This is a genomic window from Bradyrhizobium sp. CCBAU 25338, assembly GCF_028128965.1.
In the GTDB taxonomy this organism is placed as follows: Bacteria; Pseudomonadota; Alphaproteobacteria; order Rhizobiales; family Xanthobacteraceae; genus Bradyrhizobium; species Bradyrhizobium liaoningense.
Genome location: NZ_LFKY01000036.1, coordinates 201,099 through 222,685, shown reverse-complemented (window position 1 = coordinate 222,685; position 21,587 = coordinate 201,099). Strand labels below are relative to the sequence as shown.

21 protein-coding genes are annotated in these 21,587 nt (G+C 65.2%); 15 read left to right on the top strand and 6 right to left on the bottom strand.

The window, feature by feature from the left end; all coding sequences use genetic code 11:
- Nucleotides 1-4: 4 nt before the first annotated feature.
- Nucleotides 5-1,237, bottom strand: coding sequence for an acyl-CoA dehydrogenase family protein (locus ACM42_RS17695; RefSeq protein WP_271529149.1), 1,233 nt, complete (start codon nt 1,235-1,237; stop codon nt 5-7).
- A 386-nt stretch (nt 1,238-1,623) separates the two neighbouring features.
- On the opposite strand from ACM42_RS17695, the gene ACM42_RS17690 reads away from it, so the two are divergent.
- Nucleotides 1,624-2,388, top strand: a complete 765-nt coding sequence (locus ACM42_RS17690) for a helix-turn-helix transcriptional regulator (protein WP_155251935.1) — start codon at nt 1,624-1,626, stop codon at nt 2,386-2,388.
- A gap of 155 nt (nt 2,389-2,543) precedes the next feature.
- Entirely contained in the window at nt 2,544-2,807 is a 264-nt protein-coding gene (locus ACM42_RS17685) for a hypothetical protein (RefSeq protein ID WP_194387920.1), read from the top strand.
- A 7-nt stretch (nt 2,808-2,814) separates the two neighbouring features.
- Here ACM42_RS17685 and ACM42_RS17680 read toward each other — a convergent pair whose 3' ends face one another.
- On the bottom strand, nt 2,815-3,711 hold the full coding sequence (locus ACM42_RS17680; protein ID WP_271529148.1) for an alpha/beta hydrolase family protein: 897 nt from the start codon (nt 3,709-3,711) through the stop codon (nt 2,815-2,817).
- Between the two features lie 180 nt (nt 3,712-3,891).
- Between ACM42_RS17680 and ACM42_RS17675 the strand changes: the two genes are divergently transcribed.
- Genes ACM42_RS17675 through ACM42_RS17665 form a run of 3 tightly spaced genes read left to right on the top strand, consistent with a single transcriptional unit; the run spans nt 3,892 to nt 7,414 of the window.
- Nucleotides 3,892-5,280: a class II 3-deoxy-7-phosphoheptulonate synthase gene (locus ACM42_RS17675; protein ID WP_271529147.1), complete on the top strand. Its 1,389-nt coding sequence runs from the start codon at nt 3,892-3,894 to the stop codon at nt 5,278-5,280.
- A 4-nt stretch (nt 5,281-5,284) separates the two neighbouring features.
- Nucleotides 5,285-5,638: a diacylglycerol kinase gene (locus ACM42_RS17670; RefSeq protein WP_028179961.1), complete on the top strand. Its 354-nt coding sequence runs from the start codon at nt 5,285-5,287 to the stop codon at nt 5,636-5,638.
- 18 nt (nt 5,639-5,656) lie between these two features.
- Nucleotides 5,657-7,414 carry an NAD+ synthase gene (locus ACM42_RS17665; protein ID WP_271529146.1) on the top strand — a complete coding sequence of 586 codons (1,758 nt, stop codon included), beginning with the start codon at nt 5,657-5,659 and terminating at the stop codon, nt 7,412-7,414.
- Nucleotides 7,415-7,617: 203 nt separating this feature from the next.
- On the opposite strand, the gene ACM42_RS17660 is transcribed toward ACM42_RS17665, so the two are convergent.
- Both ACM42_RS17660 and ACM42_RS17655 read right to left on the bottom strand, forming a co-directional pair.
- Complete coding sequence (locus tag ACM42_RS17660) at nt 7,618-8,811, bottom strand: DUF2865 domain-containing protein (protein ID WP_271529145.1); 1,194 nt, start codon at nt 8,809-8,811, stop codon at nt 7,618-7,620.
- Nucleotides 8,812-8,941: 130 nt separating this feature from the next.
- Complete coding sequence (locus tag ACM42_RS17655) at nt 8,942-9,235, bottom strand: hypothetical protein (protein WP_271529144.1); 294 nt, start codon at nt 9,233-9,235, stop codon at nt 8,942-8,944.
- Nucleotides 9,236-9,525: 290 nt separating this feature from the next.
- Between ACM42_RS17655 and cysS the strand changes: the two genes are divergently transcribed.
- The 4 genes from cysS to ACM42_RS17635 all read left to right on the top strand — a co-directional run bounded on the left by cysS (nt 9,526) and on the right by ACM42_RS17635 (nt 13,603).
- Nucleotides 9,526-10,905 (top strand): cysteine--tRNA ligase, encoded by a 1,380-nt coding sequence (gene cysS / locus ACM42_RS17650; RefSeq protein ID WP_271529143.1) that lies wholly within the window; start codon nt 9,526-9,528, stop codon nt 10,903-10,905.
- A gap of 115 nt (nt 10,906-11,020) precedes the next feature.
- The gene (locus ACM42_RS17645) at nt 11,021-11,512 is read left to right on the top strand and encodes a GNAT family N-acetyltransferase (RefSeq protein ID WP_271529142.1); all 492 of its coding nucleotides are present in this window, start codon (nt 11,021-11,023) and stop codon (nt 11,510-11,512) included.
- Nucleotides 11,509-13,107, top strand: a complete 1,599-nt coding sequence (cimA, locus tag ACM42_RS17640) for a citramalate synthase (RefSeq protein ID WP_271529141.1) — start codon at nt 11,509-11,511, stop codon at nt 13,105-13,107. Before ACM42_RS17645 ends, cimA begins: the two co-directional genes overlap by 4 nt.
- 118 nt (nt 13,108-13,225) lie before the next feature.
- Nucleotides 13,226-13,603 (top strand): VOC family protein, encoded by a 378-nt coding sequence (locus tag ACM42_RS17635; RefSeq protein ID WP_271529140.1) that lies wholly within the window; start codon nt 13,226-13,228, stop codon nt 13,601-13,603.
- Nucleotides 13,604-13,801: 198 nt separating this feature from the next.
- On the opposite strand, the gene ACM42_RS17630 is transcribed toward ACM42_RS17635, so the two are convergent.
- Entirely contained in the window at nt 13,802-14,407 is a 606-nt protein-coding gene (locus ACM42_RS17630) for a TIGR00730 family Rossman fold protein (protein ID WP_271529139.1), read from the bottom strand.
- A gap of 201 nt (nt 14,408-14,608) precedes the next feature.
- Between ACM42_RS17630 and ACM42_RS17625 the strand changes: the two genes are divergently transcribed.
- The 4 genes from ACM42_RS17625 (at nt 14,609) to ACM42_RS17610 (ending at nt 19,156) form a co-directional block, all read left to right on the top strand.
- On the top strand, nt 14,609-16,567 hold the full coding sequence (locus ACM42_RS17625) for an ABCB family ABC transporter ATP-binding protein/permease (protein WP_271529138.1): 1,959 nt from the start codon (nt 14,609-14,611) through the stop codon (nt 16,565-16,567).
- Nucleotides 16,568-16,647: 80 nt separating this feature from the next.
- Complete coding sequence (locus ACM42_RS17620) at nt 16,648-17,352, top strand: phosphatidylserine decarboxylase (protein WP_271529275.1); 705 nt, start codon at nt 16,648-16,650, stop codon at nt 17,350-17,352.
- Between the two features lie 79 nt (nt 17,353-17,431).
- Nucleotides 17,432-18,313: a CDP-alcohol phosphatidyltransferase family protein gene (locus ACM42_RS17615; RefSeq protein WP_271529137.1), complete on the top strand. Its 882-nt coding sequence runs from the start codon at nt 17,432-17,434 to the stop codon at nt 18,311-18,313.
- Nucleotides 18,314-18,436: 123 nt separating this feature from the next.
- Nucleotides 18,437-19,156: an RraA family protein gene (locus ACM42_RS17610; protein WP_271529136.1), complete on the top strand. Its 720-nt coding sequence runs from the start codon at nt 18,437-18,439 to the stop codon at nt 19,154-19,156.
- A gap of 91 nt (nt 19,157-19,247) precedes the next feature.
- On the opposite strand, the gene ACM42_RS17605 is transcribed toward ACM42_RS17610, so the two are convergent.
- Nucleotides 19,248-19,541 carry a hypothetical protein gene (locus ACM42_RS17605; RefSeq protein WP_271529135.1) on the bottom strand — a complete coding sequence of 98 codons (294 nt, stop codon included), beginning with the start codon at nt 19,539-19,541 and terminating at the stop codon, nt 19,248-19,250.
- Nucleotides 19,542-19,843: 302 nt separating this feature from the next.
- On the opposite strand from ACM42_RS17605, the gene ACM42_RS17600 reads away from it, so the two are divergent.
- The gene (locus tag ACM42_RS17600; RefSeq protein WP_271529134.1) at nt 19,844-20,617 is read left to right on the top strand and encodes a motility protein A; all 774 of its coding nucleotides are present in this window, start codon (nt 19,844-19,846) and stop codon (nt 20,615-20,617) included.
- 23 nt (nt 20,618-20,640) lie between these two features.
- Nucleotides 20,641-21,471, top strand: coding sequence for an OmpA/MotB family protein (locus ACM42_RS17595; RefSeq protein WP_061877699.1), 831 nt, complete (start codon nt 20,641-20,643; stop codon nt 21,469-21,471).
- Nucleotides 21,472-21,587: the final 116 nt, after the last annotated feature.

Below are 21,587 nucleotides of genomic sequence, written 5' to 3'. Positions count from 1 at the left end.
GCGCTCAGCCAGTCACCCCGAACACCGTCCATTGCGCGCCGGGCCCGGGAAGGCCGAGCAGCGCACGGCCGCATTCCTCGACGATCTGGTCGGCCATCAGGATGTGCTGGGTGCCTGAGTGGATGTCGCGATAGAAGCGCTGCATCGGCGTGTTGTGCAGCGAGGCACCTCGGGCTGCGCGGTGCGCGAAGGTCGAGACGTCGGACAGGACGTCGTGGATGTGCCGCAGCGACAGCTTGATCATTGTCATTTGCGCCAGCGAGGGACTTTCGCCGCCGGTGCAGGTCTCGGAGACCTCCTTCCAGGTTTCGTGCACCAGCGCACGTGCCGCGCGAAAACGAGCCTCGGCCTGCGCGAACTGGAACTTGAAGCTGGCGCTCTCGCACGACTTGCCGAAGGGATCCTGGCGCGGGACGATGACCTTCACGAGTTCGTCGAGCATGCGGCGGCCGACTCCGACCGCCCAGCTCGAGTGCGCCCAGGCGCTATAGCCCGCGAGCCCCAGCGCGCCCTGCACGCCGCCGCGACGTGGCGCGCCTATGTCGAAATCGTAGGTCATGTGTGTCGGCACGAACAGCTCGTCGCCCTCGCTGAGCGTGTAGTCGAAGCTTCCGGTGGCGCGCAGGCCGAGCACGTCCCAATTGCCCATCAGCTTGATGGTCGCCCGCGGATGGTGGGTGACGACGATCTTGGGCTGTCCGTTGGGACCGAACATCATGTCCTTGCCGGAGGCGTCGGTGACGAAGCAGCCGGAATGGACCCATTCGGCATGCTGGATGCCGCTGCCATAGGCCCAGTTGCCGCGGATCATGTAGCCGCCATCGACCGGACGGGCGAAGCCCCGCGGGACGCCGTTGCCGGCGATGGTGATGTCGGCGCCTTTTGCGAAGACCTTCTTGATGCCCTCGTCCTCGACGTAGATCGCGAGCGTCGTGCCTTCCATGTTGTTGCCGATCGCACACCATCCGGCGGACGCATGCGTGTAGGCAAGGCGCTCGATCACGGTCATGGCGTCGTAGGGCAGAAGTTCGGCGCCACCGACCTCGCGGGGAAACAGCATCGTGTAGATGCCGGCCTTGCGAAGCGCGGCGACGACGTCGTCGGTGAGATAGCCCTGCGCCTCGGCCTCGGCCGCGCGGGACTCGACCAGTGGCAGCACGGCGTCAAGGCGCGCGTGGAACTCGGCCGCTGATGGCGTCGTGGAGGGCCTGGCGGCGCGTTGCATGGAAAGGCTCATGGTCGGTATCTCCACGTCAAGCTGTTGCTCCGCCGTGCGATCGGCGGGGAGGATCGGGACCGGCGGGGACGGCGTCCGTCGGCAAGGCTCCGCCGTCGCGTGCCAAGGCTGTTGGCGCGCGGGTGAGCAGGCAATTCGCGATGGTGACGTGACCCCGTCGGAACCGCGTGATGTCGTCACGCGATCACGATGACCGAATGCTAGGGATGAAGTGGGCAGACCGGCAATCCCCCATCATGGGGGGATCGCCGTTGCTGCCGTGCCGTAAAGCTGAGCCGGAGAAGCACGGTTCTGCCGCTTCTTTTCGCTTGACCGGAGAACAGGCGAAGAAGAAATTTTAAGCCTATAACAAATCCCAATGGGCGCACGTCGCGCGAGGAGTGGCGGTGAGGGCCAAGCAGGAGCAGTTGGACGGTCTGCCCGAAGGCCGGCTGGCGGATCGTTTGATGTCGATCGCCGAGAGCCGTTCGGTGCGTGCGCTTGGCGTGGCCTGTTGCTCAGCAATCACCGAACTCACGGGATCGCCGACTGTCGGCCTCTACCTGCTAGACGGGCTCGAGCCTGCCCTGGTCTACAGCCGCTACGTCGCCGACGGCCTGCTCGACAATTACAAGGCCGGCTTCTGGAAGCATGACCCGGTGCTCGACTGCATCATGACCCGCGGCTGCGCGGTCGACGGCGAAACCGTGATCGGCCCGCAGCATTGGCGACATAGCCCGACCTTCGAGATGCTGCATGAATGGGGCTTCGCCTACAATATGGGCGGGCCATTGTGGTGTGGCCAGAAGATCATCGGCGTGCTCTTCACTGCGACGACGGAGACGGGCGCACCCTATACGCCGCGCGCACGACTGCGCATGGAGATGCTATGCCGCGCCGGCTCGCTGGCGCTGACCAACATGATGAATGCGGGCGAGATTGAAACCCACCGTAGCCCGAGCCGTCAGGCCGGGACGCTGTCGGCATCGCTGCCGCCGCGCTCGGCTGATGTCGCCATCAGGGTTTGCCGCGGCCAGACCAACAAGGAGATTGCCCGCGAAATGGGGATCTCCGACCAGACCGTGAAGGAGCACGTCGCCAATCTGTGCCGCCGCTTCGGCGTGCACAACCGGACCGAACTTGCGGCCTGCCTTCTGAGCGCGCGGCAGTAAACCCGCCGACTGCAGCGGGCGTTCGGCCTCCGGATCGATAAAATTGTCTGCAATCGGTTCAGCGGCGGCAAACCCAGCGGACAAGAACCGCGCAGCCTTAAACTTCGATTTTGGAACCGATCTGCATCCTGCCCGCAACAGGGCAGGGCATCGGCATGTCAATTCTCAGGGAGATCATCGCAGCGGTCGCGGGAGTCTACGCGCTCCTGTTCGTCTGCGACGCATTGTTCGGCGTCGGCGAGACTCGTTTCGACGACGCATATTACCGCGCCAGCTTCTACGCGCCGCGGCCGATGGAATTCCGCTTCGCCGGTGACACGCCGCCGGCGGTGCGCGTCAGCGACGCTTTTGCGCAGTTCGCGCCGGGCGAAGCCAAGCCGAACAGGCGCTACTCGTCTCTGACGACGATCATCCGTTGACGTCGCCTCATTCTCCCTGAATCCATTCCGCTACGCCGCGCCATAGCGTGTCGCGGTGATCGGGGCGGAAGAATCCGAAATGGCCGATCGCCTTGGCGCCGACGTCGGACGGCTTGACGTCGAGCACCTCCGGCTTGATCGCCGTGAATCCGCTCGCGAGCAGTTCGACCGCAGGCCGCGTGGCCCAGGGATCGTCGGAGAAGCACAGCGCGCGCAGCTCGCCCTTGAACCTGGTAAAATTCTCCAGCGCCGGCAGTTTGGAATCGAAGAGATAGCGGGGGCTTGAGACCCATTCGGCCCATTGCAGGAAGACGCCCTTGGGCAAATCCTCGCCGACGCCGGCCCAGCCCGGCGCGTAGCCCAGGGCGTGGGCCAGCGGTACCCCAATCAGGTTCATGAAGGCCACCACGCGGTATTTCTCCGGGGAGGTCATCAATCGCCACGTCGCAGCCTGCGAGGCCACGAACGCGGCGCGCGAGATTTCGCCGTTGTTCGCGATCAGTCCGAGCGCCTGGCCGCCGAAGGAATGGCCGACATAGGCAAGCGGCAGGGTGCTGTAGCGCTCGCGCATCCAGCTGACCGCGGCGGTAACGTCGAGTTCGGCCCAGTCGGACATCGAGGCCTTGAAGCCGACCAGCGATTTGGGCCGGTTGTAGCCGACCATCGCCGGAAGCCGGGAGTCGCCGATGCCGCGATAGTCGTAGGTCAGCACGGCGCAGCCGCGATGGGCGAGGTAGGAGGCAAAGCCTCGATAGATCTTGCGCGGCACGGCGGTCGCCGAATTGATCAGGACGGCATGGTGCTTGGCGCCGCGCGGCAGGAACAGGGTGCCGGTCAGCGCATAGCCGTCGGTCGCGGGGAAGCTGATCTCGTCGATGAAAACGTCGTCCAGTGCCGCGTCCATGGGCGGTCAGTGTCCTGCCAGTTTCCCTGCCTGCCCAAGCAAATGCGAATTCAGCTTTGGCCGCAAGGGTTTGCGCTGCGAACTGGATTTACAACTGGCGGCCGGAAGCCAGCCTGTGTATAAGGCGGCCCTCGCAACCCACAGATCAGGTTGTGCTTTTTGCTTCACGGAGAGATTGCGATGTCCGAGCGGTGGACGCCCGAGTCCTGGCGCAGCAAGCCGGTTCTACAGGTGCCCGAATATCCCGACGCCAAGGCCTTGGCCGACGTCGAGGCGCAGCTTGCGACCTTTCCGCCGCTGGTGTTCGCCGGCGAGGCGCGCAATCTGAAGAAGGCCCTGGGGCGCGTTGCGGCCGGCGACGCCTTCCTGCTCCAGGGCGGCGACTGTGCCGAGAGCTTCGCCGAGCACGGCGCCAACAACATCCGCGACTTCTTCCGCGTGCTGCTGCAGATGGCGGTGGTGCTGACCTATGCCGGCGCCGTCCCCGTGGTGAAGGTCGGTCGCATTGCCGGCCAATTCGCAAAACCGCGGTCATCGCCGACCGAGAAAGTCAACGGCGTCGAGCTGCCGAGCTATCGCGGCGACATCGTCAACGACATCGCCTTCACCAGGGAAGCGCGCGTGCCGGATCCGCAGCGCCAGCTGATGGCCTATCGCCAGTCGGCGGCGACGCTGAACCTGCTCCGCGCCTTCGCCACCGGCGGCTTTGCCAATCTCGGCAGCGTGCATCAATGGATGCTCGGCTTCCTCAAGGACTCGCCGCAGTCCCGTCGCTACAAGGAATTGGCCGACCGCATCTCGGACGCGCTCAACTTCATGCGCGCCTGTGGCCTCGATCTCGAAAGCCATCCCGAACTGCGTGCCACCGATTTCTACACCAGTCACGAGGCGCTGCTGCTCGGCTACGAGCAGGCCATGACCCGCGTCGATTCCACGACCGGCGACTGGTACGCGACCTCGGGCCACATGATCTGGATCGGCGACCGCACCCGTCAGCTCGATCACGGCCATGTCGAATATTTCCGCGGCATCAAGAACCCGATCGGGCTCAAATGCGGCCCCTCGCTGAAGCCCGACGAGCTCTTGAAGCTGATCGACGTGCTCAATCCCGACAACGAGCCGGGCCGGCTGACGCTGATCGGACGCTTCGGCTCGGACAAGATCGGCGAGCACCTGCCGAACATGATCCGCGCCGTGAAGCGCGAGGGCCGGGTCGTGGTCTGGTCGTGCGATCCCATGCACGGCAACACCATCACCTCCACGTCCGGCTACAAGACGCGGCCGTTCGACCGCATCCTGTCCGAGGTGAAGTCGTTCTTCGCGATCCACGCGGCCGAAGGCACGCACGCCGGCGGCGTGCATCTGGAGATGACCGGCCAGAACGTCACCGAGTGTCTCGGCGGCGCCCGCGCGATCACGGACGAGGACCTCAACGACCGCTACCACACGGTCTGCGATCCCCGTCTCAATGCCGAGCAATCCATCGACATGGCTTTCCTGATCGCGGAGCTCCTCAAGCAGGAGCGCGCCGGCAAGGCCCAGCCGATTCCGGTCGCAGCGGGGCTCTAAGACCTTGCTGCGGATCTGGAAGGCCACGATCAATTCCCGGAACGGTCTGGCCTTTGCGTTCCGATCGGAGCAGGCCGTCCGCGAAGAGATCTTTGCGCTCCTGCTGTCGGTGCCGCTCGCCTGGTTCATCGGCGCGACCGCGATGCGCGCGGTCGAGCTGGTCTGTTCCGTCGCCTTCGTTCTGGTCGTCGAGCTGCTCAACACCGCGATCGAGAAGCTCGCCGATCGGCTGACGATGGATCACGACAAGCAGATCGGCCGGGTCAAGGACATGGGCTCGGCCGCGGTCGGCGTTGCCTTGCTGATGGCCGGCGCGTTCTGGATCATCGCCATCATCGAGCGGCTGGGGTTCCTCTAGCCTGGGAATGGGAGCGCCATGACCGAACGTCTCAATGAATTCGCGGTCACGCTCGCCCAGCTCAACCCGACCATGGGCGACATCGAGGGCAATGCCGCCAAGGCGCGTGCCGCGCGTGCGCAGGCCAAGTCCGATGGCGCCGATCTCGTGCTGTTTCCGGAATTGTTCATCGCCGGCTATCCGCCGGAGGACCTGGTGCAGAAGCCGGCCTTCCAGGCCGCCTGCCGCGCCGCGATCGAAAGCCTCGCACGCGAGACCGCGGACGGTGGTCCGGCCATGCTGGTCGGCACGCCCTGGGTCGAGGAGGGTAGGCTCTACAATGCCTGCGCGCTGCTCGACGGCGGCCGCATCGCGAGCTTGCGCTACAAGTGCAACCTGCCGAACTACGGCGTGTTCGACGAGAAGCGACTGTTTGCGCGCGGCCCTGCCGCAGGGCCGGTGACCGTGCGTGGCGTGCGCATCGGCGTGCCGATCTGCGAGGACATCTGGCTGGAGGAGTCCGAGGATTACGAGAACGTGGTCGAGACGCTGGCGGAGACCGGCGCCGAGATCATCCTCGTGCCGAACGGCTCGCCTTATGCCCGGGACAAGAACGACGTGCGCCTGTCGGTCGCGGTGGCGCGCGTGACCGAGAGCGGCCTGCCGCTGGTCTATCTGAATCAGGTTTGCGGCCAGGACGAGCTGGTGTTCGACGGCGCCTCCTTTGCGCTCAACGGCGATCTCTCGCTTGCGGCGCAATTGCCGGCCTTCGAGGAAAGCATCGTCACGCTGCGCTTCACTCGTAACGGCGACGACTGGCGCTGCACGGGCCCGATCGCCGAATTGCCCGAGGGCGACCAGGCCGACTACGCCGCCTGCGTGCTGGGCTTGCGCGACTACGTCACCAAGAACGGCTTTCCCGGCGTGCTGCTCGGGATTTCCGGCGGCATCGATTCCGCTCTGTGCGCGGCGATCGCGGTCGACGCGCTCGGCGCCGACCAGGTGCATGGTGTGATGCTGCCTTATCGCTACACGGCCGCACACTCGATCGCCGATGCCGGCGAGCTCGCGGGCCATCTCGGCATCCGCTACGAGGTTTTGCCGATCGCCGAGGCTGTGAACGGCTTCGAGACCATCCTGTCCGGCATCTTCAAGAACCTGCCGCCCGACATCACCGAGGAAAACCTCCAGGCCCGCACGCGCGGCACGCTGCTGATGGCGATCTCCAACAAGACCGGCCTGATGGTGGTGACCACAGGCAACAAGTCGGAGATGTCGGTCGGCTACGCCACGCTCTATGGCGACATGAATGGCGGCTTCAACCCGATCAAGGACATCTACAAGACGCAGGTGTTTCGCCTGGCGGCGTTGCGCAACGGCTGGAAGCCGGAAGGCGCGCTCGGCCCTGCGGGCGAGGTCATTCCGCCCGACATCATCACGCGCCCGCCGACAGCGGAGCTGCGCGAGAACCAGACCGACCAGGACAGGCTGCCGCCCTATGACGTGCTCGACGCCATCCTGGAGCGCCTGGTCGAACGCGAGCAGCCGCTGGACCAGATCATTGCCGCCGGCTTCGACCGCGAGATCGTCACCCGCATCGACCATCTGCTCAACGTCGCCGAATACAAGCGCCGCCAGGCGGCGCCCGGCGTGAAGGTGACGGCGAGGAACTTCGGCCGCGACCGCCGCTATCCCATCACGAACCGGTTTCGCGACAAGGGCGAGGGGGTGTCCGCGCCTGACGAGACGTTGGTTTCGCGCGGCAGCCGGGCGTCGATCGACGCGTTCGAGGGGTGAGCTTTCAAAGATGCTTGCGGGGGCGAGGCAGGCGATCTCGCTACTCATTCCGCTGTCATCATCCGCCTTGTGCGCACTTGCGCACTGGGGCGGATGATCGAGTACTCCGCGGCGGACATTGTGAAAACCAACTTCCGCCGCGGAGTACTCGATGCCCCGCCTGCGCGGGGCATGACAGTTGAGATTGGAGCAGGCGCCTTACGCTACTTCTGCTGCTGCGGCAGGAAGGTCGGGCCGACCGAGCGGATCGGCTTGTTCTCTGAACTCGACGCAGGCGCGCCGGTATCCGCGGGCGGCGTAGCAGCCGGCGCATTCGCCGTCGTCGGCGCGGGAGCTGCGCCCTTCTTCGCATTCGCAGGCGTGCCCCTGTTGAGCCGCTGCTGCTGCATCTTCCTGGCGCTCTCTTCGGTGACGATGATGTCTCCCTGCTGCTCGGCCGCGGCCTTGTCGTCGGCCGATTTCAGCGCATCCGCCCAGGTCTGGCCCGCCGCCTTGCATGAGCAGGACGGGTTGAACTCGCTGCGGAATTTGAAGGCAGTCGGTAGCGCGGTGTAGGGCTGGCCGCCGATGGAGACCGCCGAATTCATGTCTTCACCGGGATTGCGATGGGTATAGAGCACGGCTTCGGCAGCCGGGCACAGCGTCTTGCAGGTCTTCTCGTCGTCGGGGAAGCGCGCCGGCACCGTCGCAAACGAGATCGGGAAATAGGCGCCGTCGCAGGTGCGTACGCACACGGTGCGGTAGGTGCCGGATTGCGGCCCGAGGTCGGAGGGCGGCACGGCTTGCGGATTGTTCGGGTTGTTGCCGCCGCCGAACAGATTGGTGAGGAAGTTGCCGCCGCCTTGTGACTGCGCGGCATTGGCATATTGCGGGCCGCAATTGTTCTGCGCCAGCGCCATCAGCACCGAGCGGCGCTGGTTGTCGCGCTCCGGGCTGGAGCCGCCGGGACCGCCGCCGCGCAGCCGCTCGAGATTGACGGTGATCTGGTCCAGATTGGCGCGCATCTGCTGGATCTGGGTGTTGACCGGGCCGCACTGCGCCGACTGGCCGTTGAACAGCGAGAAGAAGCCGGAGGAATCGCAGCCCATGCGCTTGGCCTGCATGGTGACGCGGTCGAGCTCGGCCTGCTGCTTGGCCTGGGAATCCTGGTAGCGGCGGATCTGCTCTTCGCGCGCGGGGTCACCGCCGCCGCCACGATCGAGCGCGGCGAGCTGGCCTTCCAGCCGCACGCACATTGGGTTCGGTCCCAGCCCGTTCTGGCCGGGCTGAGGCGGCGGGCCGGGTGGTCCGGCCTGCGCGAAAGCGCCGGAGGCAAGCACGACCGCGCTCAGGAGCACGGTGCAGGCAAGGAGGAAGCGGGCACGGGGCAGGGACAACAATTCAGGCATATCCGCCATTCTAGCGAGGTCACGGCCCAATGTGACGTTGGGGGCCGAAGCGCGCCCTCCAATAGCCGCTTCCTGCGGCATCGTCACGTCGTTTCAGGGGCCATAGACTGGGCCTAAGGTCCGCCAGCTCCGAGCGAATTCAGCGCTGGCAGGTGATTGCGACATATTCGTCGCAACGGCCATGAGAGCAGTTTGCGCCGGTTTTGGGGACAGAGCCGGTAATTTCGTCGGGATCGACCCGGCGATAGCTTGATGCCTGGGCAAAATCTCGTGACTGGCAATAGGTGCGCGCGACGGATGCACCGCATGTCTCGCCCTTGGCCAGGCACTGGCCATCCGCCTGATTGGCGATAATGAAGACGCGGGTCTCGGCGAGCGCGCTGGATGACGCGAGGATCGAGGCGCTGAAAATGAGCGCGAGTGCAGATCGCATGAAAATACCGGGGCAAAAAAGGAAGGAACCGCCGGTTCCAGAATGGCCTCAAATGGTTAGGGGATCATGAACCATCAGGGCGAGCCGCGCGCTTTGCGGAGATAAGACGGCGTTTTCGCGGCTCTCTTGACGTGGGGCCGCCTCATAGCCCATATGTCGCCTCATGAACGGTCTCCTCGCCATCTGCGCCATTTGCCGCGAGATTACGAGCTAGCGATTCGCTGGCTGGAGCCGTCTTTTCTCAAATGCATTGAGAGCCTTGGACGCCCGGCCGACAGGGATGGGTTGCCATGGAATTGCGTCTTTACGATACGCTGAGCCGGGAAAAGCGGACCTTTGTGCCGCTCGATGCGAACAACGTCCGCATGTATGTCTGCGGACCGACCGTCTATGATTTCGCCCATATCGGCAATGCGCGGCCGGTGATCGTGTTCGACGTGCTGTTTCGGCTGCTGCGCCACCTCTACGGCGAAGCGCATGTCAAATATGTCCGCAACATCACCGACGTCGACGACAAGATCAACGACCGCGCCGCGCGGGATTTCCCCGGCTTGCCGCTGAACGAGGCCATTCGCAAGGTCACCGAACAGACCGGCAAGCAGTTTCATGCCGACGTCGATGCGCTTGGCTGCTTGCGGCCGACCGTCGAGCCGCGTGCGACCGAGCATATCGGTGAGATGCGCGAGATCATCGAGAGGCTGGTCGCCGGTGGCTTTGCCTACGTCGCCGAGGACCATGTGCTGTTCTCGCCGCAGGCGATGAACGCCGCCAACTCGGTGCTGCCGCGCTACGGCGCGCTGTCGAACCGCTCGCTGGACGAGATGATCGCCGGCGCCCGCGTCGATGTCGCGCCTTACAAGAAGGACAACACCGACTTCGTGTTGTGGAAGCCGTCCAAACCGGGCGAGCCGTCGTGGCCGTCGCCGGCCGGCATTGCCGCGCAGGGACGGCCGGGCTGGCATATCGAGTGCTCGGCCATGGCCTGGAAGCATCTCGGCGAGCATTTCGACATTCATGGCGGCGGCATCGATCTCGTGTTTCCGCATCACGAGAACGAGGTGGCGCAGACCTGCTGCGCCTTCCACCGCGAGCGCATGGCGAACACCTGGATGCACAACGGCTTCCTCCAGGTCGAGGGTGAGAAGATGTCGAAGAGCCTCGGCAACTTCATCACCATCCATGAGCTGCTGGCGGACTGGCCGGGCGAGGTGCTTCGGCTGAACATGCTGAAGACGCAGTATCGTTCGCCGATCGACTGGACCATGAAGTCGCTGGAGGAGAGCGCCAAGACGCTCGATGACTGGTATCGCGTCGCGGCCGATGTCGCGCCCGGCAAGCCGGCCGCGTCCGTGATCGAGCCGCTGCTCGATGACCTCAACGCGCCGCAGGCGATCGCGGCGCTGCACGGCCTGCGTGGCGATGCCCCTGCATTGTCGGGCTCGTTGCGGCTGCTCGGATTCCTGTCCGAGAGCGCGGCGCAGTGGGAAGGGCGCAAGCAGCAGGCGAGCGGCGTCGATGCCACGGAAGTCGAGCGCCTGATTGCGGAGCGGACGGCCGCCCGTGGCCGCAAGGACTTCAGGGAATCCGACCGCATTCGCGATCTGCTCGCCACGATGGGCGTTGCGATCAAGGACTCCAAGGAAGGCACGACCTGGGAGATCGCGCGATGAAGCGGCCCGATACGCCTTTCCCGCGGCACTGGCTCTATTACATCGCGCTGAAGATCGCGCTGCTCGCCGGCGCTGTGGCGCTGGTGCTCAAGCTCTATGGGATGTGGTGAAGACGATGGGACAGAGTTTGCCAAAGCCCGCCCTGCGGCCCTTCCTGCCTGAAGACGTGCCGGTGCTCGCCGCGATCTTCGCTGCCAGCATCGAGGAGCTGACCGGCGACGACTATAGCGAGGCGCAGCAGGAAGCCTGGATGCAGGCGGCCGAAGACGAAGCGTTCGGCAAGCGGCTTGCGTCCGACCTGACGCTGATCGCGACGCTCGAGGGCTCGCCGGTCGGCTTCGCCTCGCTGCGCGGCAACGATCACATCCGCATGCTCTATGTCCATCCGGCCGTGGCCGGGCAGGGTATCGCGACCATGCTGGTCGACGCGCTGGAGAAGCTCGCAGGCAGCCGCGGCGCCGAGAGCCTCTCGGTCGATGCCAGCGACACCGCGCAGGGCTTCTTCGCCAAGCGCGGCTACACCGCCCAGCAGCGCAACAGCGTCACCATCAACGACGAATGGCTCGCCAACACGACCATGAAGAAGACCCTGGGAGCGCCGCAATGAGCAAGCAGCGTCTCTATCTGTTCGACACCACGCTGCGCGACGGCGCGCAGACCAACGGCGTCGATTTCACGCTGACCGACAAGCAGATCATCGCGGCGATGCTCGACGATCTCGGCATCGACTATGTCGAGGGCGGCTATCCCGGCGCCAATCCGCTCGACAGCGAATTCTTCGCGACCAGGCCGAAGCTCAGTCATGCGCGCTTCACTGCGTTCGGCATGACGCGGCGGGCGGGGCGCTCTGTTTCCAACGACCCCGGCGTCGCCGGGCTGCTGGAGGCGAAGGCGGACGCGATCTGCTTTGTGGCAAAATCCTCGGCCTATCAGGTGCGCGTCGCGCTGGAGACGACGAAGGAGGAGAACCTCGCCTCCATCCGCGACAGCGTCGCCGCCGCGAAGGCCGCCGGTCGCGAGGTGATGCTCGACTGCGAACACTTCTTTGACGGCTACAAGGAAGACCCGAGCTTCGCGCTGGCCTGCGCCAAGGCGGCCTATGAGGCGGGCGCGCGCTGGGTGGTGCTGTGCGACACCAACGGCGGCACTATGCCGAACGAGATCGAGACCATTGTCACCGAGGTGACGAAGCACATTCCCGGCGATCACATCGGCATCCACGCCCACAACGACACCGAGCAGGCGGTGGCCAATTCGCTGGCCGCGGTGCGCGCCGGCGCGCGGCAGATCCAGGGCACGCTGAACGGTCTCGGCGAGCGCTGCGGCAATGCCAATCTCTGCTCGCTGATCCCGACGCTGAAATTGAAGAAGGAGTTTTCCGACGCCTTCGAGATCGGCGTCACCGCGGAGAAGCTGGCAACGCTCGTCAAGGTCTCGCGCACGCTCGACGACATGCTCAACCGCGTGCCGAACCGGCATGCCGCCTATGTCGGCGAGAGCGCCTTCGTCACCAAGACCGGCATCCATGCCTCCGCCGTGCTGAAGGATCCGCAGACTTACGAGCATGTATCGCCGGAGCTGGTCGGCAACCACCGCAAGGTGCTGGTGTCCGATCAGGCCGGCCGCTCCAATGTCATCGCCGAGCTCGACCGCGCCGGCATCCCTTACGAGAAGAGCGATCCGAAGCTGACGCGCCTCGTCGAGGAGTTGAAGGCGCGCGAGGCGGCGGGCTACGCCTACGAGTCCGCCAATGCTTCGTTCGAGCTCCTGGCGCGCCGCACGCTCGGCAAGGTGCCGCATTATTTCGAGGTCGAGCAGTTCGACGTCAATGTCGAGCAGCGCTACAACGCGCTGGGCGAGCGGGTCACCGTGGCGCTCGCGGTGGTCAAGGTCGACGTCGCCGGCGAGCATCTGATCTCGGCGGCCGAAGGCAACGGCCCCGTCAATGCGCTCGACGTCGCCCTGCGCAAGGACCTCGGCAAATACCAGAAATACATCGAGGGTCTGACGCTGATCGACTATCGCGTCCGTATCCTCAACGGCGGCACCGGCGCGGTCACGCGCGTCCTGATCGAGAGCGAGGACGAGAGCGGCGACCGCTGGACCACGGTCGGCGTCTCCCCGAATATCATCGACGCCTCTTTCCAGGCATTGATGGATTCGGTGATCTACAAGCTCGTGAAATCGGGGGCGCCGGCGTAAGCAAGATGTAGCCCGGATGAGCGAAGCGATATCCGGGGCGGTATACGACGCACCGATAGACTTTCCCGGATGTCTCTTCGCTCATCCGGGCTACGGACAATGGGGGAGGGGCAGAAGTATGATCGACCACATCTCCGTCGGGGTCAGCGATCTCGAACGCGCCGCAAAGTTCTACGAGGCGACGCTTGCCGCGCTCGGCCTCACGCGTCTCGTCGCGCGGCCGCGCACGGTCGGCTTCGGCAAGGCCTATCCGGAATTCTGGATCAATCTGCGCGAAGGCATGCGGCGTGTGGCCCCGGAGAGCGGCGTGCACATCTGCCTGCGCGCGAAGACCGCAAGCGAGGTCGATGCGTTTCACGTCGCCGCGCTGTCCGCCGGCGGTGCCTCCGACGGCGCGCCGGGCATCCGCCCGCACGACCGCGTGCGCTACTACGCGGCCTTCGTCACCGATCCCGACGGCAACCGGATTGAGGCGGTGACGTTTCCGGCGGAATAGAGCGTGACGGTGAATTGGCTAACTGTCACCGCGAAGGAGGTACGCTCCCTCTACCGCTTGCGGGAGAGGGTTGGGGAGAGGGTGTCTCCGCAGAGAGATTCCCAACGAGGCGAGAACCCTCATCCGCCGCTGTGCGGCGACCTCTCGCGCAAGCGGGAGAGGTGACGGAGCCCGTGGCCAAATCGAGCGAACCAACCGTCAGAGCTTGCGCGCGACTTCCGGGGCGAGCTGCTTTTCAGCCTCGGCGAGCTGGGCCACCGCGGCCTTCAGCTTCGGCAAGATCTCGTCGACGCGATCGGCCTTGAGGATGTCGACCGACAGGCCGGCGCGGATGAACTCCGTTTGGCGCATGTGCGACAGCAGCGAGAACAGCGGCTCCCAGAAATTGTCGATATTGGCGAGCAGCACCGGCTTGGCGTGACGGCCGAGCTGTTTCCAGGTCAACTGCTCGACCAGTTCCTCCAGCGTGCCGACGCCGCCCGGCAGCGCCACGAAGGCGTCGGAGCGTTCGAACATCAAGCGCTTGCGCTCGTGCATGTCGGGGGTGACGATCATCTCCTGCACGCGCGTCAGCGCATTCTCGCGCTTGCGCAGGAATTCGGGGATGATGCCCGTGACGGTGCCGCCGTGATCGAGCACGGAGGTCGCGACCGCGCCCATCAGGCCGAGCGATCCGCCGCCATAGACCAGGCGGACGTTGTTCTCGGCGAGCGCCTTGCCAAACGCCTTGGCGCCTTCGGTGAAGCGGGGATTGGTTCCAGGGCCGGAGCCGCAATAGACACAGACGGTTTTGATCGTGCTCATTGGTGCCATGATGCATTGCAGCGAAGAGGCGTCAAGCCCAATCGGTGATTCGATACTCCCGGAAATCTACCGGTAAATGACGATAAACAATCAAAGATTCGCCATCTGGCGGGGTGCGCGGACATCGGGAAGGCTCTATATGACGGACGAAAATCGTCAATCGCAGTTGCGCCCGCATCCGGCGGGCTTTCAGGTTTCTTGATGGACCAACCTCAATCGCTCGACGGCGCCGACGTTCCTGATCCTTCCGCCGGGGGACCGCTGGAGCGGGCCACGCTGATGGGCACGCTGGCGCATCTGTGGCCCTATATCTGGCCGGGCGATCGCGTCGATCTGAAGATGCGGGTGGTCTGGTCCCTGGTGCTGCTGCTCGCCGCCAAGCTGATCACGCTGGCCGTGCCGTTCAGCTTCAAATGGGCGACGGATGCGCTGACCGGCGCCAACACCGCGCCGGTCGCGGCCGACAACTGGCACCTCTGGGTGATCGCCTCGCCGCTGCTGCTCACCGCGAGCTACGGCGCGATGCGCATTCTGATGGCGGTGCTGACGCAATGGCGCGACGGCATCTTCGCCCGCGTCGCCATGCATGCGGTGCGCAAGCTCGCCACCATCACCTTCATTCACATGCACGAGCTGTCGCTGCGCTTTCACCTCGAGCGCAAGACCGGCGGCCTGACGCGCGTGCTCGAGCGCGGCCGCGAGGGCATCGAGGTCATCGTGCGCATGGTGATCCTGCAGCTGATCCCGACCATCGTCGAGGTCTCGCTCTTGATGGCGGTGCTGCTCTGGCAGTTCGACTGGCGTTACGTGGTCGTTACCCTGATCACGGTCACGCTCTACATGTACTACACCTACATCGCGACCGAGTGGCGGATCGGCATCCGCCGCAAGATGAACGATTCCGACACCGAGGCGAACACCAAGGCGATCGACTCGCTGCTCAATTACGAGACCGTCAAATATTTCAGTGCCGAGGCGCGCGAGGCGCAGCGCTACGACAGATCGGTGGAGCGCTACGAGGAGGCGAGCGTCCGCAGCTACACTTCGCTCGCGGTGCTCAACACCGGGCAGGCCGTGATCTTCACGCTGGGCCTGACCGCGACCATGCTGATGTGCGCGATCGGCGTACGCAATGGCACCAACACCGTCGGCGATTTCGTGCTGGTCAACGCCATGATGATCCAGCTCTACCAGCCCCTGAACTTCATGGGCATGGTCTACCGCGAGATCAAGCAGGCGATCATCGACATCGAGAAGATGTTCAATGTGCTGGGCCGCGAGGCCGAGATCAAGGATGCGCCTGGCGCGAAGCCGCTGGTCATCTCCGCCGGCATCGTGCGTTTCGAGGACGTGCGCTTTGCCTATGAGCCGACGCGCCCGATCCTGAAGGGCATCAGCTTCGAGGTGCCGGCCGGCAAGACCGTTGCCATCGTCGGCCCGTCGGGCGCAGGCAAGTCGACCATCTCGCGGCTGCTGTTCCGCCTGTATGACGTCTCCGGCGGCAAGATCCTGATCGACGGCCAGGACATCCGCGACGTCACGCAGGCGAGCTTGCGTGCATCGATCGGCATGGTGCCGCAGGACACCGTGCTGTTCAACGACACCATCCGCTACAACATCCGCTATGGCCGCTGGGACGCGACTGATACCGAGGTCGAGGAGGCGGCGCGGCTGGCGCAGATCGACCACTTCATCCGCATGGCGCCGAAGGGCTACGACACCCAGGTCGGCGAGCGCGGCCTGAAGCTGTCGGGCGGCGAGAAGCAGCGCGTCGCGATCGCGCGTACGGTTCTCAAGGCGCCGCCGATCCTGGTGCTGGACGAGGCGACCTCGGCGCTCGACACCCACACCGAGCACGAGATCCAGGGTGCGCTCGACCGCGTGGCGAAGAACCGCACCTCGCTGGTGATCGCGCACCGGCTTTCGACCATCGTCGGCGCCGACGAGATCATCGTGCTGGACCAGGGCCGCATCGCCGAGCGCGGTACCCACGCGACACTGCTCGCGCACGGCGGCCTCTATGCCAGCATGTGGAACAGGCAGCGCGAGGCCGAGGCGGCACGCGAGAAACTGGCCAAGATGGCCGACACCAGCGCGGCGCCCAACCGGGAGCCGCCGCCGGTCGATGACGTCCTGACGACGCCTGCGGCGGTCGACTGACCTTGTCTCCGGTCCCAACTCTGGCCTAAACAACTCCACCGCGCGGGGGCAACCCGCGCCGTCAACCCCTCCAGCGGCAGATAGCGATGTCCATTCTCGATTCGATCCAGCGCCAGATCCCGCCGATCCACAAGGAGGGCTATCCGTTCATCGGCGGTTTTGCGCTGGCAAGCCTGATCCTGTTCTGGCTGTGGTCGCCGTTGGGGTGGATCGGCACGATCCTGACCGTCTGGTGCGCGCTGTTCTTCCGCGACCCCGTCCGCGTGACACCCGTGCGTGAGGGGCTGGTTGTGTCGCCGGCCGACGGCCGCGTCTCGATGATCACCATGGCACTGCCCCCGGCCGAGCTCGGGCTTGGCGACCGGCCGCTGCCGCGCATCTCGGTGTTCATGAGCGTGTTCAACTGCCACGTGAACCGCGCGCCCGTGGCGGGCAGGGTGGATCGCATCGCCTATCGGCCCGGTCTCTTCATCAACGCCGAGCTCGACAAGGCGAGCGAGGACAATGAGCGCAACTCGCTGGTCATCACGACGCCGACGGCGCGGATCGGCGTCGTCCAGATCGCCGGCCTCGTCGCCAAGCGCATCGTCTGCTTCGTCAAGGAAGGGCAGGCGATCGGTGCCGGCGAGCGCTTCGGCCTGATCCGCTTTGGCTCCCGCCTCGACGTCTATTTGCCCGTGGGCACCAAGGCGCTGGTCTCGGAAGGGCAGACCGCGATCGCCGGAGAGACGATCCTGGCCGACCTTGCCGGCGAGGATCCGAGCCGCGCCTACCGCGCCAATTGACCAATAGTCGTGCTTGTGGGCCTTCCGCCGCAATGGCGGAGGGGGGCGCGGCTTGCTATATCTCGCCTCGAGGTGAGCAATGACGCCCTATGACTTCAAAGATCCCGATGTGCGCCGCCGGCGGTTTCGACCGATCCCGGTGCGGATGCTGGTGCCCAACGTCATCACGCTGCTGGCGATCTGCGCCGGCCTGACCTCGATCCGGCTGTCGATCGAGGGGCGGATGACGCTCGCCGTCTACGCCATCGTATTCGCGGCCGCGCTCGACGGCATCGACGGCCGCATCGCGCGCATGATCAAGGGCCAGTCCAAGTTCGGTGCCGAGCTCGACAGCCTCGCCGATTTCGTCAATTTCGGGGTGGCGCCTGGCCTGATGCTGTACTTCTGGCAGCTGCACGAGCTCGGCAATGCCGGCTGGATCGCCGCGATGGTGTTCGCGATCTCCGGCGGCCTGCGGCTGGCGCGCTTCAACGCCACCATGGATGATCCGAACAAGCCGGCCTTCGCGGCCAATTTCTTCACCGGCGTGCCGGCGCCCGCCGGCGCCATCACGGTGCTGCTGCCGATCTACATCGCGTTCCTCGAGCTCGGCCGCACCCCTGCGGCGGTGACGGCGGCCTATACGCTTCTGATCGCGTTTCTGATGGTGTCGCGCCTGCCGGTGTTCTCCGGCAAGACCAAACGCATGCGCGTGCCGCCGGAGCTGGTGCTGCCGGCGTTCGTCGCCGTGATCGTCTTCATCGCGCTCTTGATCGCCTATCCCTGGCACGTGCTGTCGATCGGCACGGTGCTCTATCTGCTCTTCCTGCCGCTCGGCTACAAATCCTATCGCGACCAGGCGCGCGCGATGCAAGCCGCCGCGCCGGCGGGAGGCGAGGTCTCGTCACCGACTTCGGCGCCGACGCTGTCGAATCCGTCGGAGCCGCCGCACGATGACGACCGGCCCGGACGTCTGCACTGAGCGCTCCTCGCGGATATCTGCCATGAGGCCTGCCTGAGTTGGGTCGAGGCCAGATCTCGGCTATATCGCCCGTGTGACGGCGGCATCGCGCAATCAACCGCCGCCAATCTGGGAGAGAACGCCGTGACCAATTCCGCGACCGGGCCGCTGCCCGCTTCCGTCCTCGAGGCGCTGGGCCGCTACGACACACCGACGATCTGCAATGCCATGGAGATCGTGGCGCCCGAGCGGCGTCTGATCGGCTACACCACAAAGCCGCTGGTCTGTCCGTTTCCCGACCTGCCGCCGATCGTCGGCTACGCCCGCACGGTTGCGATCCGCTCGGTGCTGAGATCATCGCTCCCGGCCGAGGAACAGTCCAAGCGTCGCATCGACTATTACGAGTATGTCGGCACCGGCCATGGCCCGCGCATCTCGGTGATCCAGGACATCGACGGCCCCGATGTCGGCTACGGTGCATTCTGGGGCGAGGTGCAGAGCAACGTGCACAAGGCGCTCGGCTGCCTCGGCGTCATCACCGACGGCTCGATCCGCGACATCCCGCAATGGGCCCCGGGCTTCCAGGCGCTGGCCGGCTCGATCGGCCCGTCGCATGCCTGGGTGCATGCGGAAAGCTTTGGCGGCGAAGTGCGCGTCGCCGGCATGACCGTGAAGTCCGATGATCTGATCCACGCCGACCGGCACGGTGCCATCGTCATCCCGCTCGACGTCGCCGCAAAGCTGCCGGAAGCCGCCGAACTGTGCGGCCGCCGCGAGACGCCGATTCTGGAGATCGCCCGCAGCCCCGATTTCTCGCTGGAGAAGCTGAAGGCCGCGCTGAAGCGCTCGGCGGAGATTCACTAAAGCGCGATGCGATCAGGATGAATCGTCATCGCGCTTTGGGCTGTTGTTCAAGCATGATCTTTTCGGAAAACCGCTGCGGCGATCGAACGACCTACGGCCGCGACGCCGGCCGTGGGTCGCCTTGTTCCGTCAGAAACAGGACCGCCTGATCCGGCTCGCCGAACACTGCGGCGGCGCATCCGATCAGGGTGAAGCCGCCGGCAAGGTCCCATAGCGTGATGTCCTCCGCATTGTCCGGGAGGTGAATCAAGCGCGCTGCCATCACCGCGAAGGCGGCCTCGGCAAAGAGCACGAGGCTGAAAGCCGGCAGGACGAGCTCCGGCTCCAGCAGGTGGAGCGCCAGCACCGCGGGCAGCGCGGTGAGAAGACTGAACAGCGTCAACATCGCGATGGCTCCCGCGATCGAGCATGCCGCACGGCCATAGAATACCGCATGATGCCCTGTCGCGGATGTGGCGCAGGGCCGCAGTTGGAGTGTCATTCCGGCGGCGCCGGTCATGGTTAGCGAATGATTGAAATTCGTTCCGCTGGAGGGCGATCGCGGCTCGCAGCAGCGGCCCGGCGTACTGTCCGGACTTAACCTTTACGCGGCTTTAAGGGCGGGCCTCTAGGGTTTCCAACGCGGTTCGGGGTCGGGCCGCACCAGCGGCCAGGACGGCCGTTGTCGCGTACGCGTTGGAGTCGATAATGGATATAGCAACACTCGTCGGCCTTGCCGCGGGCGCCACTGTTGTGTCGACGCTGATCCTGATGGGCGGCAGCTTCGGGATGTTCTACGACATCCACGCCGTGATCGTCATCTTCGGCGGCTCGTTCGCCGCAACGATGATCCGCTTTCCATTGTCGGCCATGGTGCACGGCTTGCCGCTGGGCGCAAAGTTTGCCTTCACCCTAAGCCGCCTTTCGGCCCACGACCTCGTCGACGAACTCGCCCGCATCGCCGAAATCGCTCGCAAGCAGGGTCCGGTCGGGCTGGAGAAGGTCGAGACTGACGAGCCGTTCCTTGCCAAGGGCATCCGCTACGTCGCCGACGGCTACGACCTCGACTTCATTCGCGACAATCTGGAGCGCGACCGCGACAACTTCCTGATGCATCTCGACGAAGGCAGCAAGATCTATCGCGCCGTCGGCGACTGCGCCCCGGCCTTCGGCATGATCGGCACGCTGCTCGGCATGGTGCAGATGTTCTCCAATATGTCGGACCCCTCCAAGCTCGGCCCGTTCATGGCCACCGCGCTGCTAGCGACGCTGTATGGCGCGGTTGTCGCCAACCTGATCTGTTTGCCGATTGCCGACAAGCTGCATGGCAAGCTGCTCGACGAAGAAACGAACCGTACCTTGATCATCGACGGCATCCTGATGATCCGCGATTCCAAGAGCCCGACGCTCGTGCGCGAAATGCTGCTGGCCTATCTGCCGGAGAAGCATCGTCACACCGAGGGAGAGCCGGTGCCGGCGTAAGGCCGCCCGCCGGGATTTGAGAGATGGCCAAGAAGAAGCGCGGCAATGCTCACGGCGGCGGCCACGGCTGGTTCGTGACCTTCGCCGACCTGATGGCGCTGCTGCTGGCGTTTTTCGTGATGCTGGTTGCGTTCTCCACGCAGGACGCCAACAAGCTGAAGATCGTCGCGGGCTCGATGCGCGAGGCGTTCGGCGTTCAGAGCGAAGCGCGCTACTCCGGAATCGTCGAATCCGACGGCCTGCCGACCCGTCCGCGGCTGAAGAACGTCGACCACATCCAGCCCGAGGATGCCTCCAACACGCCGACGCCGGACCAGGAAGACCGCGACAAGACGTCCGGCGCGAAGATCAAGGTCGACCGTAATTTCGCGCTGGCCGCGGCCTCGCTGCGCCAAGCGTTGCAGGACATGCCGGAACTGACCGAGATGTCCAAGCACATCATGTTCGAGGAGACCAAGCAGGGCCTCAACCTGGAGATCGTCGACCAGGACGGCCGCTCGATGTTCGCCGACGGCTCCAAGGTGCCCTATGACCGTACCCGGCGCCTGGTCGAGAAGCTTGCGATTCCGCTCAAGGCCACGCCGCTGCGCGTATCTATCGCCGGCCACACCGCGGCAGGATTTGTACCGACCCGCAGCGACTACGGCGCCTTCGATCTGTCGGCCGACCGCGCCAACGCCGTGCGCCAGATCCTCGAACGCGAAGGTCTGCCGCCGTCGCATATTTTCGCCGTCTCGGGCAAGGCGGATACCCAGCCGCTGTTTCCGGACGATCCCTCGCTCGCGGCCAACCGTCGGGTGACCATCACCCTGATGCGTGAAGATCCGCCGCTGCCGCCGAATCTGAAGCCGTAACCCCCCCCCTTGCGCTACCGTTTTACCTGAGGCATGTCGTCGCGCTGACGATGAACGTTGCTGCGGCGTCACAGCTTCTGTTCCGGCGCCTGCTATGGTGCCGGGCCGATTGACAG